The organism is Fundidesulfovibrio soli (genome assembly GCF_022808695.1).
Lineage (GTDB): Bacteria > Desulfobacterota > Desulfovibrionia > Desulfovibrionales > Desulfovibrionaceae > Fundidesulfovibrio > Fundidesulfovibrio soli.
The window spans coordinates 331258-344732 of record NZ_JAKZKW010000001.1; the positions used below are offsets into that span (position 1 = coordinate 331258).

At 60.5% G+C, this 13475-nt stretch carries 12 protein-coding genes; 6 read left to right on the forward strand and 6 right to left on the reverse strand.

Annotated features, from left to right (window positions below; translation table 11 throughout):
- Positions 1-239 precede the first annotated feature (239 nt).
- From MLE18_RS01610 to MLE18_RS01630, 5 genes are all read right to left on the reverse strand, one after another.
- Positions 240-530: an antibiotic biosynthesis monooxygenase family protein gene (locus MLE18_RS01610; protein ID WP_243366720.1), complete on the reverse strand. Its 291-nt coding sequence runs from the start codon at positions 528-530 to the stop codon at positions 240-242.
- 171 nt (positions 531-701) lie between these two features.
- The gene (locus tag MLE18_RS01615; RefSeq protein ID WP_243366722.1) at positions 702-1247 is read right to left on the reverse strand and encodes a hemerythrin domain-containing protein; all 546 of its coding nucleotides are present in this window, start codon (positions 1245-1247) and stop codon (positions 702-704) included.
- A gap of 1197 nt (positions 1248-2444) precedes the next feature.
- Entirely contained in the window at positions 2445-3959 is a 1515-nt protein-coding gene (locus tag MLE18_RS01620) for a metallophosphoesterase (protein WP_243366724.1), read from the reverse strand.
- A 298-nt stretch (positions 3960-4257) separates the two neighbouring features.
- Positions 4258-4905, reverse strand: coding sequence for a hydrolase (locus tag MLE18_RS01625; RefSeq protein ID WP_243366726.1), 648 nt, complete (start codon positions 4903-4905; stop codon positions 4258-4260).
- A 433-nt stretch (positions 4906-5338) separates the two neighbouring features.
- Positions 5339-5812, reverse strand: a complete 474-nt coding sequence (locus MLE18_RS01630; protein ID WP_243366728.1) for a hypothetical protein — start codon at positions 5810-5812, stop codon at positions 5339-5341.
- 311 nt (positions 5813-6123) lie between these two features.
- On the opposite strand from MLE18_RS01630, the gene MLE18_RS01635 reads away from it, so the two are divergent.
- Both MLE18_RS01635 and MLE18_RS01640 read left to right on the forward strand, forming a co-directional pair.
- A complete protein-coding gene (locus tag MLE18_RS01635) occupies positions 6124-7380 on the forward strand; it encodes a DUF3300 domain-containing protein (protein WP_243366730.1) in 1257 nt (418 codons plus the stop codon).
- A gap of 128 nt (positions 7381-7508) precedes the next feature.
- The gene (locus MLE18_RS01640; protein WP_243366732.1) at positions 7509-7874 is read left to right on the forward strand and encodes a translation initiation factor Sui1; all 366 of its coding nucleotides are present in this window, start codon (positions 7509-7511) and stop codon (positions 7872-7874) included.
- 15 nt (positions 7875-7889) lie between these two features.
- Here the strand turns inward: MLE18_RS01640 and murI are convergent, their stop codons facing one another.
- Positions 7890-8699, reverse strand: coding sequence for a glutamate racemase (murI, locus tag MLE18_RS01645; RefSeq protein WP_243366734.1), 810 nt, complete (start codon positions 8697-8699; stop codon positions 7890-7892).
- Between the two features lie 185 nt (positions 8700-8884).
- Here murI and MLE18_RS01650 point away from each other — a divergent pair, with 185 nt between their 5' ends.
- The 4 genes from MLE18_RS01650 to MLE18_RS01665 all read left to right on the forward strand — a co-directional run bounded on the left by MLE18_RS01650 (position 8885) and on the right by MLE18_RS01665 (position 13452).
- Positions 8885-10495, forward strand: a complete 1611-nt coding sequence (locus MLE18_RS01650) for a tetratricopeptide repeat protein (protein WP_243366736.1) — start codon at positions 8885-8887, stop codon at positions 10493-10495.
- Positions 10496-10720: 225 nt separating this feature from the next.
- Entirely contained in the window at positions 10721-11626 is a 906-nt protein-coding gene (locus MLE18_RS01655; protein ID WP_243366738.1) for a tetratricopeptide repeat protein, read from the forward strand.
- A 90-nt stretch (positions 11627-11716) separates the two neighbouring features.
- Complete coding sequence (locus MLE18_RS01660) at positions 11717-12205, forward strand: type II secretion system protein N (RefSeq protein WP_243366740.1); 489 nt, start codon at positions 11717-11719, stop codon at positions 12203-12205.
- Between the two features lie 11 nt (positions 12206-12216).
- A complete protein-coding gene (locus MLE18_RS01665) occupies positions 12217-13452 on the forward strand; it encodes a type II secretion system F family protein (RefSeq protein ID WP_243366742.1) in 1236 nt (411 codons plus the stop codon).
- Positions 13453-13475: the final 23 nt, after the last annotated feature.

Here is a 13475-nt window from a genome sequence, read left to right on the forward strand (position 1 = left end):
CGGATTTAGCCCCTAGAATCAATCCTGGCTCTGAGAGCGCTCCACCTTCCGAACGATCGAACCGCAAACCAACGACGAAAAAGCCCACCTGTTGAACAGGGGAAGGTACGCCGATTTGTCGGAGTGCCTCCCTTACCAGCTTGTGGCCCATTGAGAACTGGTCCGACTCAACTTCGCCAACCAACAGTATTTGTCCAAGCAAGACACATCCTCATCTTGCTCGGCCTTGATTTCTGGACCTAACCTATGACCACCTCATAAAATTGAGGCGTTGGGCTCCCGTCGAATAGCGGTTTCACATGCTCTCCGGCAATGTCATGGGCAGAACTGCCATGCATTGCGTTGAAAGCATCTTTGCTTTCGAATTCTACGATGGCCGCATAGTTTCCCTCCCCGAAAGATTTTAAAAGCCGTCTTTTGATAAAGCCCTTAAACGTTGAAAATTGTTTGTTTGTTAAACCAAACCATTCTATAAACTCAGCATCTTTGCCTGCCACTATAGGTGGAAACGAGATTATGACGACATACATGCTGACACCCCCAATACGTGTTACAGTGTATTTCGGTTTAACTTAACCCAAATCTGTTACCAAAAGTAGCTCTTGCCTTTGTAAGGTTACCTACCAGCTTCACCTGACCCTAGACGTAGAGGGCAACAGTCGGGGACCTTGTCGGGTGTGATCGCTCGGAATTCATTGATGCTAGTTTTGGGCGTCCTCTCGGGTACTCACGAGGTTTGTGTATTTCTCGTGGATCATCTGTCGATCGAACTCATCAAACTCCTGGAGCATGGCATCCATTTCCTGGCGAGAAAAATAGCTCATGATTGGATGGAAAAAATGCTTGTCCTCTTTCGCAATGTGCAGCGGGTAGAAGTCGATCAACTGGCGCAAAAGTGAAACGAGGGTTTTTACCGAGACAGTGTTGTCGTGACGCCCGACACCGAGGTTTGTTTCGGAGATGGCTCGCACTAAAAAGCGACCCTGAACATGCTCCTCCATAAGTTCAGCCAATTCCTTTTGCTCTCCCGGTGAAAGCGGCTTTTTCGCCAATTCGCGAAACAGGATCTCCTCCTCTTTGCCATGGTGGCAGCGATCGGCGTAGATCCTAAAAAAATCCACTGCCTGATCAATGAAATCGCTGTCGGGTTGCTGGCCTGATTCGATATGCTCCACTTCGTGCGCTACCAGTTTAAGTAGGCGTTCGATGAGCCGATGCTCATGCATGAGGGGGCCAATAGGTTGCACAGGGACGCTCCTTAGGTTCTTCTCAGACGGTTATACAAAGCCAATAGCCAGCGAGGTTAGTCTCCCGACAATGAACTCCCCCCTCTTATGCTGGCGATGGGCTACCCCAAGCTGGGGCTCGAAAAATCCTGACCCGGTTTTCTCGTAAACTTTGGGACAGGAGTTAACGGGTTTGAAAATAACAGTAGTCTATTACTGCCAATTGTTGCCAGTGTTTTATCCCTTCATTGCCCAAATAACCCCTCTAACTCACCAAGCCCAGTATTCCGCAACCTTACAAGTTGAGGAACCCTTGTTAAGCCGTCGTCCGCGTTTGAGACCTCACCTTGGGTTGGTCCATAAAGGGTGTTCCTGAATATTGTGGACTTGTGTGTGCTCGGCAGGGGGTAATTCAATCATCGGGAAGGATGCTGGCTCCATGCGTCGTGAACAAGGCAAACGTCAGATGAACTTCACTGCCCCACAAGCCAGATTCTGGCCCTAAGATGAATCATAAGCCTTTAGACGGGGAATACATGCCAGGGACAAGCAAACGCCCCAATGGAGTTGAAAAGTCCCCTTCCTGAGCACCGATACAGCGAACGCCCCTGTAGAAATACGGGGCGTTTTGCTTGGTTTGGGTTTGCAAAACATACGTATCCTGATGAGATATGTGAGCATGTCGTAGGCCCCTAGAATGCACAACTACGCGCGCGGGGCGGTAGGCAAAAGCAGGTCGCTGACGACCTGAGAACAGGACCGGGACAGAGCGGATAAGGGGCAGGCTAAATACTTGTAGTCTACGCGTTGTAAACCGGATGCGCTCTCATTTTTCACTCGTGCAAAATGGAAATTGGGGAGGGGAGGCAGATGTCTGGGCATCTCCAAACCTGGACCGGTGAAGGAAAACCACTCGCAGTTTCTGCCTAATTTGGGGGTAGTTTTCTGGCCCCCAAAATGGGCGGAAGAAATTTCAAACCCTGGTAACTTTCCGGGTAACTCAAAAAATCACATTCAAAACATACAACCAATACAAATTGAAAGACTATTGATCTGACGGACACCCCCTCGAGCAGCAACAGGCCGCCTGAAATCGCAACGAAAGCCCGAACTGAACAGTCCGGGCTTTTTTATGCTCCACTCGCGTCCGGGCAACGGTCTGGATCAAATCCAGCTACCGAATAACTCTGCTTGATTGAACGTTCTGAACCAGGGCGATCAGATTGACGTCTGTGCGGTCACCCCGAGTGCGTCCCAGTATATGGGGAAGGTGCGCCCGTTGACTTCGTCGATGTGCGTGCTCCGCAGATCAAACGCCTCTTCGAACGTTTTGCGCCTGCCGGAACAGGTCTTGAGTTCCTGGTACATTGCCTGCCAGTCCCCGGGCGAGCGCAGCCCTCTGCCGTATGCCCGCGAATACGTGTATTCAACCTCCCACGCAGGCCGGGAGGCACCGATGTCGAGGTAGTGAACTGCCGTGTCGAGCAGTTCAAAGCTCTGCCTGTCGTAGGAATAGACCTGATAGCCCGGGTTGTTGCCCGTGACGGGCGAAATGGACGGCCCCAGGCGCAGGGAAGCGGCGGGAAGCTCCCGCCCTTTGGGGTACACGAGCCGGAATTCATCCCGGTGAACATGCCCGCAAAAGGACGCCCTGACGGTCTGCGAATGAGCCACGAGGAGGTTGGCCAGAGCGTCGTTCCAGGCATCGGCGAGCAAGGGAGCGTATACGTTCTTCCCCGTCTTGAGATATTTGGCGGCGCTCGATTTGGAGTTGTCGCCAGGGGGAACGTGCGCCATCAGCCAGACTTTCTCGCCTCGGCGGCCAGCGGTGGCCAGCTCCTGGGTGAGAAAGTCCAGCACCGGCTTTCCGACACCTTGATTGGGGTACCTTTTGGCCCAATAAATGTTGTTGAAGACAACGATCCTGCCGCCGTGGCCTGGCAGGGGCAAGGAGTAGCATCCGTATCGGGGGTAGGACTCCAGGAAGGCCGCCCTGTCGGCCTCGGATTTCAACGCGCGCTGCGCAATGCTGGAGGCGGTGACCGAAAGGTAGGGGCTGTCCGGGACGATCCGAAAATCCCCTTCGAAACTGTCGTTGTTGCCCAGGGCGAGGTACAGAGGGGCCTCGGGAAAACGGCGGGTCACCTCGGCCAGGAAATACTCGGCGGTCTTTCCGATGAAGCCCAGGAGCCCACCGCTCGAGGAGTCTCCGGTCAATCGCGGATACAGGGTCCAGAAACCGTGGCACAGCAGGTCGCCGGGGAACAGCAGGAAATCCGGCCTGGGCGCGCGGCTTGCCATATCATCAAGGAAGGACTGGAAAAGTGCGTTGTTGGAATCCTGCCCGTAAGGGCTGTACACCGGGGCGGCATCGGCGAGAATGGCCCCCCATTCGGCCGCCGGGGCGGCCGCGAGGGCTTTTACCTTGCCTGGGTCGGCGAATGGGTTGAAATGAACGTCGGAGAAGAGCAGGAACATTCCGGCCCGGTCAGCGGAAGCGGCCGTAAAGGAAGCGGGATCTCCGCCCGTGCAGACATCGGCGGGGACTGCCCCAACAACGGGGTTGGCGGGCCGGCTTTGATTTTTCGCGGCCCAGGCAGGGCTGAAACCGCCGCAAATGGCTGGCGCGGCCAAGAGGGCTGCCCCGGAGAGGGCAACGCGCAGGAAGTCCCTCCGCCTTACACGGCACGAAAGCTCAAGCACGTTCGTCTGCGAAGAATCGAGTAGGTCCATGGCTGTTCCGATATGGCTCGTTGCCGGTGCTGAATCGTCACGAGGGAGTATGCCCGTACGGAAGTGTTCCTAATACAAATAGTTTTCGGCCCTGCTTGTCAAGTCCGCGGCCTCGACTGCAAGGATAGGCGAGCGGTGGTTATCCCCCTGGAATTTCGGCATCGACTCACGGGGTGTTCACGCGCGGATGACGCCAAACAATTGGCGGGTCACACCGCATCCAGCTGTGCTCCCCGCCGCTGTTCGAATGCGATCCCCGGCCGCGATCACTGAGGCCGCGGCCGGGACAGCACCGCCCCTACTTGCCCTTGGCCCGGCTGGCGGGCGCTCCATGCACCATGGTGTAGGCGTACTCCACGCCCTGGCCGTAGGCGCCCGCGTGCTCCTTCACCACGGCCAGCAAGGCGTCGTAGGTATCCTTGCGCGCCCAGTCGCGCTGGTATTCGAGCAGCACCTGCAGCGACGTGACCGGCACGGCCCCGGCCTGCTCCATTCGGCGCATGGCGGCGTTGTGGGCGGTGAGGCTCGTCCCGCCCGAGGCATCCTCCACCGCATAGACTTCGTAGCCCGCGCCGAGGGCCTCCAGCGCCGGGAACGCCAGACAGACTTCGGTCCAGAGGGCGGCGATGACCAGCTTTTTACGGCCGGTGGCGGCCACGGCCTCCACGAAGCTCTTGCTCTCCCAGGAGTTCATGCTGGTGCGCTCGATGGGTTCTTGTCCCGGGAAGATGTCCAGCAGTTGAGGCCACATGTTCCCTGAAAAGCTCTTGGTTTCCACTGTAGTGAGGATGGTGGGCACCTTGAAGATGCTGGCCGCCTTGGCCAGCATCAGGACGTTGTTGAAAAGCGTCTGGCGGTCGATGCTTTCCACGCCGAAGGTCATCTGCGGCTGGTGGTCGATGAAGATCACCGCACTGTTTTGAGGATTCAGAAGTTCCGTTTTCATGATTTTCTCCTTTCAGGCCATTGGAATACGTTTCATCTCGCATGGCCCTTTCGAGCGGATGTTGGCGGGGTTTCGGAACAGATCACAATTGTATGCAATCTAGGACAGCCGAAACACCCGTTCAAGCGGTTTCTCGAACTGACCCGCCTCCGCTCTCCTCCCGGTTCTTGCTCCTGTACGATTGACCAGATCTGAAGGGATTCTGCCGCCAGAATAGGGCGCGGACATTTCGCCTGGGAAAATTCATCCGCGCGCTGGAACCTTCAAAGTGCCCAATAAAAAGGGGACGACCCACGAGCGGTCGTCCCCAACAATCTCTGACATCAGCACTGTCACCAGAAGCCATTCAAACAAAACGGATGCGATCCGCCGTAATTTGGGGAACAACTTCCGCTAGACGTACAGCGCAAATCAGCAAACTCGGGAGAACGTCCTATTTTAGACCATCCATCAGCATCCCCTTCCCTTGAAGAAGCATATAAACACCGTCCTTCATCATGGTCTCGCCCTGCTTCATGTCCGACTCGACGTTCCCCATCATAAGCTCTGAGGCCTTCAACATCATATCCGCGCCGCTCAACATTTTCATGCCCGCCTTATCCTTCGGCGCTGAGGATTTGATCATTTTCTGCCCTTTGACAATCAGCTTCTGCCCATCAGACATCGCCTGCTTGTCCTTTTTGAGCATCATATCAGAGCCCTCAACCATCGTATCAACGCCCTTATTGACGGAGTCATACTTCATTTTCTCTTCAGCCATCGCCTTTGCATCTCTTTTGGAAGTGTCTCCGATGCGAGGAACTCCGGATGTCATATCCATACCCGAGGACACGGATGCAAATAGCGGAATGACACAAAGACACATTGCAAAAAAAGTCGAAGTGACAAATTTGGACGCCTTGGACATTGCAATCTCCTTTTTTCAATATCGACAGAAGGAAAAACAGCCTGACTGACCAGACATGACGTACGGCTCCCGGCATCGAATAGGCTGAGGTTGGGACGCATTCTATTGAAGGCGCGCACCGAAGCTGCCGCTTATACTAAACGAAGCCAGACCTCACAAGGCATGGCGGCAGGGGCGCCCTCCCCTGTTCCCGACCGCCATTGGCAACCCATCGGGATGGCGCTATATGATGAGTATCGAGCTGGGAGCACCGGGTCGCCCTGCCCAGCGCCAAAGTACCTTTCGTCTCGCAAGGGGACTTGGAGGCTACCGTGAAGATTTTTCGGCTCATGATGTTCGCCGCTGCGCTCTCCGTAGCCTGGGTCATACCCGGCACTGCCGAGGCCCAGCATGGACCGGGCTCCTTTTCCCGGGCGGAACTGGCCCAGCTTCTCGCGCCCATCGCCCTCTACCCGGACCCGCTGCTCTCGCAGATCCTCATGGCCTCCACCTATCCGGGCGAGCTTCGGGAGGCCGACGCCTGGCTGAGGCAGTATCCTAGCCTCGACGCCGACCGCCTCAACGCCGCCCTGCTGGACCAGCCCTGGGACGCCAGCGTCAAATCCCTTTGCCATTATCCCGCGGTGTTGTCCGAAATGGCCCGCAATCTGGACAACACCGCCAGGCTTGGGGACGCATTCCTGTCGGAGGAGGCCGAGGTGACGGACGTCATCCAGGAACTGCGCCGCAGCGCACGGAATGCCGGGACACTGGTCTCGGATTCCCGGCAGAGCGTGACCTACCAAGACGAAGACATCCTGGTGCAGCCGGCGGCGGCCGGAGTGGTGTACGTCCCCTACTACGACCCGCTGACGGTCTATGGCTCCTGGCGGTATCCGTCGTATCAGCCCGTGGCCTGGTTCCCGGGATACTATCCCCGCTACGGGGTCGTATTCGCGGCCGGAGTGACCGTGGGCATCGCCGTGACCGACTGGTGCCGCTTCGATTACCGCAGGCGCAGCGTCGTCGTGAACCCCTACCGCGTGGCCTCGTTCAACCGGGTGGTGGTCACGGGCGCTCCCGCCTACAGGCCCTGGGTGTACGAACCCTCGCGCCGGCAGGGCTACGGGCACACCTCCGGCACCCCTGGGCATCGTTACGGCCAGCCCGGGACCGTGGCCTCCCCGATCCAGCGAGGGCCCGCCTATGGAGCGCCGCCTGTGGCAGCGCCTCCGGCACGCGTTCTCCCTCCCCCGCAGACGGTTCCGCCGCGCCATGCGGAGCCTCCATCCGTGGCCGCGCCTCCGCCGGGCTTCAAGGGGCAAGCTGGCGGTCAGACCCCGCCCGCCGTGGCTGCTCCCCCGCCCGCCCATCAGCCCCACCCCGAAGGGACGCCGCACGGATGGGGCGGCCGTGAAGGCTCGCTCCCGGCGGCCAATCCCGGGCGTCAGGTTGGGCCTCCTCCGGCTCCCCCCCAGGGCGGACGCTTCCAGAATCCGTATATCGGACCAGGGCCGTCCGCTCCAGGTGGCTACGGAGGCCCGAGTGGAGGACATGGCGGAGGAGGCAGAGGCGGCGGGCACCGCTGACCATCGCCCAGCCTTCCGGGTACATTTATGTTTGGACATCACGCTCCCGCTCGGTCATTGGAGGGCGCGAACGAGCCGGGCGGCGGGCATCCCCCTCCCCGGCGAATCCGAACATCGAAGAGCAAAGCATGAGCCAACGCGACAGGAACAACTCCGGCCCGGTCTACTCAACCGAACACGGCAGCATGTGCCCGGCCTGCGGGAAGCCCGCGGCGGGGTGCGACTGCGCCAAGCGCAAGGCCTCCGCAGCCGGAGACGGCATCGTCAGGATCATGCGCCAGACCAAAGGGCGCAAAGGCAAGGGCGTCAGCCTCATCACCGGTTTGCCCCTCCGAGGCGAGGCCCTGGAGAAGCTGGCGAAACAGCTGAAACAACGCTGCGGGGCGGGGGGAGCGATCAAGGACGGCGTGATCGAAATACAGGGCGACCACAGGGAAGCCTTGGCCCAGGAGTTGAAGAAGCTGGGCTACACGGTCAAGCTGGCAGGGGGTTGAGGGCGCCGGGCCGGGCTACAGGCTCACCAGTTCCACCTGGTCGAGCGGCCTGCCCAGAAAACGCTCCCCTACCTCCTGAAAGCGGTGTGGCACGTCCGTCACGTGGAACACGTGGCGCGGCGGCTCGCCGGATGCGTTTTCAAGGTCCATCTCGCGCAGCAGGGCCTCGGCGCGCAAGGAGATCGCCTCGGCCGAGTCCACCAACTGCACCCCCGGCCCCATCACGGACTGGAGCATGGGCTTGAGCAGCGGGTAATGCGTGCACCCCAGGACCAGAGTGTCGATGTTCTGCGCCAGCAGCGGGGTAAGATACTCGAACGCCGTGAGCCGGGTTACGGGGTGGTCGGTCCAGCCTTCCTCCACCAGTGGGACGAAAAGCGGGCAGGCCTGGGTGGTGATGAACATGCCGTCGTGCTCGTAACGCTGGATCGCCTGGAGGTAGGCCCCGCTGGACGTGGTGGAAGGCGTGGCGATTATGCCGATGCGATGGTTGCGGGTGTGGGCCACGGCGGTGCGCGCCCCCGCGTCTATGACCTCCAGCACGGGCACGCCGGAGAGGGCGCGGACGGCGTCGTAGGCCACGGCGGCCATGGTGTTGCAGGCGATGATGAGCATCTTCACCCGCTTCTCCAGCAGGAATTTGGCGATCTCCACGGCGTAACGAGAAATGATGTCCTGGGATTTCACTCCATAGGGCACACGGGCGGTATCTCCGAAATAGAGCACGCTCTCGCGCGGCAGGCGCTCCATGACGGCGCGGGCCACGGTGAGGCCGCCCACTCCGGAGTCGAAAATGCCGATGGGGGAGGATGAATTATTATTCATGCGCTGGTTTTATCCGAAAAAATAGGGCAGAGTCATGTGCAACCGCGTTCCGAAGCCAGGGCGATACACACTATCCCCCTGGCTGACAAGGAGCACCTGGCGGAGGGGGAGTCAGATTGACAATTCACTGCCGGGGCATTAACTTTTGTAAGCTTCCAACAACCATGATTTCATAGAGGTCCGCCATGCCGATACGCACGGACATCCGTCACCGCCTGACCCGCATCGTCCGGGCCAGCGCATACGCCTTGCCGGTTCTGTTGTCGATCTGCCTCGCCGCGCCCGCGCCGTCCTCGGCGCAGGACGCCTCATCAGCCGTGATCGCCGCCACCGACGTGAACGCCCTGCTGGCCATAGCGAGAGAAAGCCTGATCAGCGGGCAGTACTCCAACTCCCTTATCGCCAGCAACAAGGCCTTGCGCCTGAGCAACAACGAAAACCCCGACGCTTATCTGCTGCGCTCCATGGCCGAATTCTACCTCGGCTCATACAGCCAGGCCAGGTCGGATGCACGCCGCGCGGGTGAGCTTTACCGCAATTCCACCCTCTGCGACCAATATCTCCTCAACAACACCCTGCAGGACGCCCTGGGCACCACAAACAACTATTATTACGACGCTGGCTACACGCCATACCTCTACTCCGCCCTGACCCTCGGCTCTTCGTACCTCTATCCGGGGACGACAACGGCCACCAGCACCAACGGCACCACCACCGGCACAACTGGCACCACCACGACCCAGTCCTCCCTGAGCCGGACAGGAACGACCTATTCCACTGGCACCACCGGAACCACTGGCACCACCGGGACTAACGGCACCACCGGCACCACCTCGACCTCATCCTCGGGCACCATTTCCGCTATGGGCTCCTCCGGCAGCTCCATCAAGCTGCCTGTCTCGGAAAACCTGGACCAGAAGGAAGCCGCGGAGGACGCCGCCCAACAGCAGCAGAACCAGATGATCGCCCAGACCATTCTGCCACTGGCCACCTGCACCGCAGTGCAGAAGGGCAACAAGAGCAAGATCGTCCCCTCCTGGCTGGAGCAGGGCCTCGCCAACCTCCGCACGGCCCAGTTCACGGCGGCCGACGCCACGTTCTCCCAGGCCCTCTCCCTGGACGCCCAGAACGTTGTCGCCCAGGCAGGCCTCGGGCTGGCCTATGCGGGCCAGGCCGGCTCCACGCTGGCTCTTTCGCAGCTCAACCAGACCGTGGCCCAGTCCCCGGGCTCCGACTTCGCCCTCACGGCGCGCGGCATCTACTGGCTGCAGACCCTCAACTATCAGAACGCCCTGAACGACCTGAACCAGGCGCTCAGCATCGCCCCCAACAACGCCGACATCGTGGGCGACATCTCGCTTACCTATTACGCCCAGTGGAAGATCCAGACAGGCACGGCCTCCCCTTCCAACCCCGGCAACCAGGTGCTGCTGCAGAACGCCTTGACCCAAGCCACCAAGGCCATCAACCTCTCGCCTGAATACGCCGGGCTCTACACCCTTCGCGCCGCCATCGAATCGGATATGGCCGCCTCCACCTCTGACACGGGGCTCCAGAGCAGCCTGAACACTGACGCCGCCAACGACCGCAGCAAGGCCGCCAGCCTCCAGGCGGTGGCGGGCAACGCCGTGGTAAACTCCACGACCCTGCCGACAACAACGACAACCACCACGACCACCACCGGGCAGACGACCACCACGGTCTCCCCCACTATTGGCTTCGCCCCGGTGCAGACGGCGCTCGGGTCGCAGTGGCCCTTCTTCCTGAGCCTGCCATTGAGTTACGCACCCCTGTGAGCCAGGCGATCGCGGCGGCGACCCCGAATCAGGGTATTTCCACCCGACTGCGTCCTGAAACGGTGCACTTGGGGTGGAACGCACGTTGACATCGCAGCGCCCGTGAGACAAAACATATCAAAAAAGGTCCACGTGTTGCATACCAATAATTACAAGCTCCCCGAGGCCGCCATTTCCGAAGCCGTTCTACGTCCTTCCGCCCGGAGACCTCTGCGGCTCCTGCTGATGGGACTCGTCGTCCTCGCGCTGCTGGGGGGGTGCAATCAGGCGGGCAAGCAACCGCCGGCCACCCGCGAGGCCGACTCCATGCGCGTCGACGATCCGGAAAAGATCGTCCAGCAGACCACCATGCACCTGAGCGGTTCGCAACAGTCCGCCGCCGATTATCAGTTGCGAGGGCAGGCCTATTTCCAGCTCTACCAGTACGACCTGGCCTACAAGGATTTCGAGCAGGTGACCCAGAGGAATTCCCGTTCCGCCACAGCCTGGTTCAACCTGGGCACGGCCGCCTTCAAGCTCAACAAGGAAGACCGCGCCGTGGACTACTTCACCCAGGCCATCTCCCTGGACGGGTCCATGCTCAAGGCCTACAACAACAGGGGGCTCGCATATCTCAGCCTTGGCCAGAACGAAAAGGCCCTCAACGATTTCAACATGGCCCTGCGCCTGAGCGAAAACCGCAACTTCGAGGCCCTCTTCAACAGGGCCATCGCCTACCAGCGCACCAAGGATTTCGACAGGGCCCTGGCCGACTACGACAAGCTGCTCTCCATGCAGATGGATTTCGCCCCGGCTTTGGCCAACAAGGCGGAAATCTACTGGACCATCAAACGTTTTCCTGAAGCCCGCAAAGCGCTCGATCTGGCCGTGAAATCATCCCCGCGCGATCCCGACCTCTATTTCAACCGGGCCATCATCCTCGAGCAGCTCAACGACGTACAGGGCGCCCTGCAGGACTACGGGCAGGCTCTGTCCCTCAAATCCAATTTTGCCGCGGCATACTACAATCGCGGCCTGCTGCTCATGCGCACCAACAACCCGAACAAGGGCTGCGAGGACTTGAGCGTCGCCTGTATGCTCGGACTGTGCGAACGCTATGACGAAACCAAGAAACTGGGTCTCTGCAATTGAGGCGGCCTGGCATCACGGCGATCATATCTGGAGCCAGGCCATGAGGCACCGCCGGGCTGAAACCGGGCGGGCCGCCCGCTGGAGGCCATAATGTCGGAATTCTCCCTCAAGGCCTTGAGCTACGCGCTCACCGCGCTGCTGTGCGTGATATCCGCCATGGTCGTCGCCAAGGGGCTCTTCACATCGCCTGCTCCCTTGCCCGGCAAGGCGGGTATCGAAGCTTCGGCTCCGGCCGCACAAGGGGGCGCGGGAGCCCCGAAGGGCGACCTCTCCATTGGCGGCGACGTGGATGCCATAGTCAGCCGGAATCTCTTCAGCGCCACCCGCAAGGAAGCCGCGGAAGCCCCGCGCGAAGAGGCCGCCCTGCCCGACTCCTCCGTCGCCTACGACCTCATCGGCACCGCGGTGCATACCGATCCCCAGTGGAGCATGGCCTTTCTGGTGGACAAGTCCAACAGGGCGCCGAAGAGCGTCTCAGTGGGGCAGGCCCTTGGTGAGGCGGTGGTGCTTTCCATCGAGGAGGACCACATGGTGCTGCTGCGGCAGGGCCAGCAGGAAATCCTCAAGAAAAAACCGTAAACGGCGACACCATGCCAGTTTTCGAATACGTGGCCATCGACGCCCTGGGCAAGAACTGCAAGGGCATCCTCGCGGCGGATAGCGCCGCTTCCGCGCGGCACGCCCTGCTGCAGCGCAAACTCTTCGTCAAAAGCCTCCGCGCCGCCCAAGCGGACGCCGTGGCGGATAAGACCCCGGCCAAAGCCGGGTGGCAGATGCCCGTGCTCTTCTCCGGGGTGACGCGCCAACAGCTCACGGGCGCCACACAGGTTCTGGCCACCCTGCTGGAGGCGGGCCTGCCCCTGGACAAGGCCCTTTCCGGTCTTATCGAACACATGCCGACGGCGCCTGCGCAGCGGGTCTTCTCGCATATTCTGGAGCGCGTGAAGGAGGGCTGGGAGCTCTCCGCAGCCCTGGCCGAGCATCCGCGCGTCTTCCCGGACACGTACATCCACATGGTCCGGGCGGGCGAATCCTCAGGCACGCTGCAGATCGTCATGTCCAACCTCTCCACCTACCTGGAGAGGCAGTACGCCCTGAAGCGCAAGCTCCAGGCGGCCATGATCTACCCGTGCTTCATCCTGGTCTTCGGCGCGCTGGTCATCTCCATCCTGCTGCTCTACGTGATCCCGGAGGTGACGCGCATTTTCGTCGACCTGAAGCGGGATCTCCCGGTGCCCACGGTGATCCTGATCGCGGTCACCGATTTCATGCGCTCCTACTGGCCATTGATGCTCGGCGGCATGGTGGGGCTGTTCCTGACGATGCTCAGGGTGGCCCGCATCCCGGCGGTGCGCCGCGTGCTGGACAGAATCCTGCTGTACGTGCCGGTGATCGGCCCCATCGTGCACGAGGCGGCCATGGCCCGCTTGACGCGCTCGCTCGGCACCTGCCTCAAGCAGGGCGTGACGCTGCTGGACGCAGTGGACATCGGCGCGGCAGTGGCGGGCAACACCGTGTTCGCCGAAGCCATGGCCGCGGTGCGCGAGAAAGCCCAGCAGGGCGCGGGCATTACCGAGCCCATGCGGGCCACGGGTGTGTTCTCGCCCATCGTACTCCAGCTGGCGGCGGCGGGCGAACAGAGCGGCCAGCTGGACTCCATGCTGCTCACCGTGGCCAGGATGCTGGAGGCCGAGGTGGAGAACCGGGTCACGGCGGCCAGTTCCGTGGTGGAGCCCGCCCTGATCCTGGCCATGGGCGCGGTGGTCGCCTTCATGGTGGTGGCCGTCATGCTTCCGATTTTCGAAATGAGCAGCCTCATAGGCTGAGCTTCCCAATTCGCCAAAGGAGT

What these genes read in the sequence shown, in the direction of transcription:
- MLE18_RS01630 (WP_243366728.1), bottom strand. Translation starts at nt 5,812, where the DNA reads ATGTCCAAGGCGTCCAAATTTGTCACTTCGACTTTTTTTGCAATGTGT.
- MLE18_RS01660 (WP_243366740.1), top strand. Translation starts at nt 11,717, where the DNA reads ATGTCGGAATTCTCCCTCAAGGCCTTGAGCTACGCGCTCACCGCGCTG.
- MLE18_RS01665 (WP_243366742.1), top strand. Translation starts at nt 12,217, where the DNA reads ATGCCAGTTTTCGAATACGTGGCCATCGACGCCCTGGGCAAGAACTGC.
- MLE18_RS01640 (WP_243366732.1), top strand. Translation starts at nt 7,509, where the DNA reads ATGAGCCAACGCGACAGGAACAACTCCGGCCCGGTCTACTCAACCGAA.
- MLE18_RS01650 (WP_243366736.1), top strand. Translation starts at nt 8,885, where the DNA reads ATGCCGATACGCACGGACATCCGTCACCGCCTGACCCGCATCGTCCGG.
- MLE18_RS01655 (WP_243366738.1), top strand. Translation starts at nt 10,721, where the DNA reads ATGGGACTCGTCGTCCTCGCGCTGCTGGGGGGGTGCAATCAGGCGGGC.
- MLE18_RS01625 (WP_243366726.1), bottom strand. Translation starts at nt 4,905, where the DNA reads ATGAAAACGGAACTTCTGAATCCTCAAAACAGTGCGGTGATCTTCATC.
- murI (WP_243366734.1), bottom strand. Translation starts at nt 8,699, where the DNA reads ATGAATAATAATTCATCCTCCCCCATCGGCATTTTCGACTCCGGAGTG.
- MLE18_RS01620 (WP_243366724.1), bottom strand. Translation starts at nt 3,959, where the DNA reads ATGGACCTACTCGATTCTTCGCAGACGAACGTGCTTGAGCTTTCGTGC.
- MLE18_RS01610 (WP_243366720.1), bottom strand. Translation starts at nt 530, where the DNA reads ATGTATGTCGTCATAATCTCGTTTCCACCTATAGTGGCAGGCAAAGAT.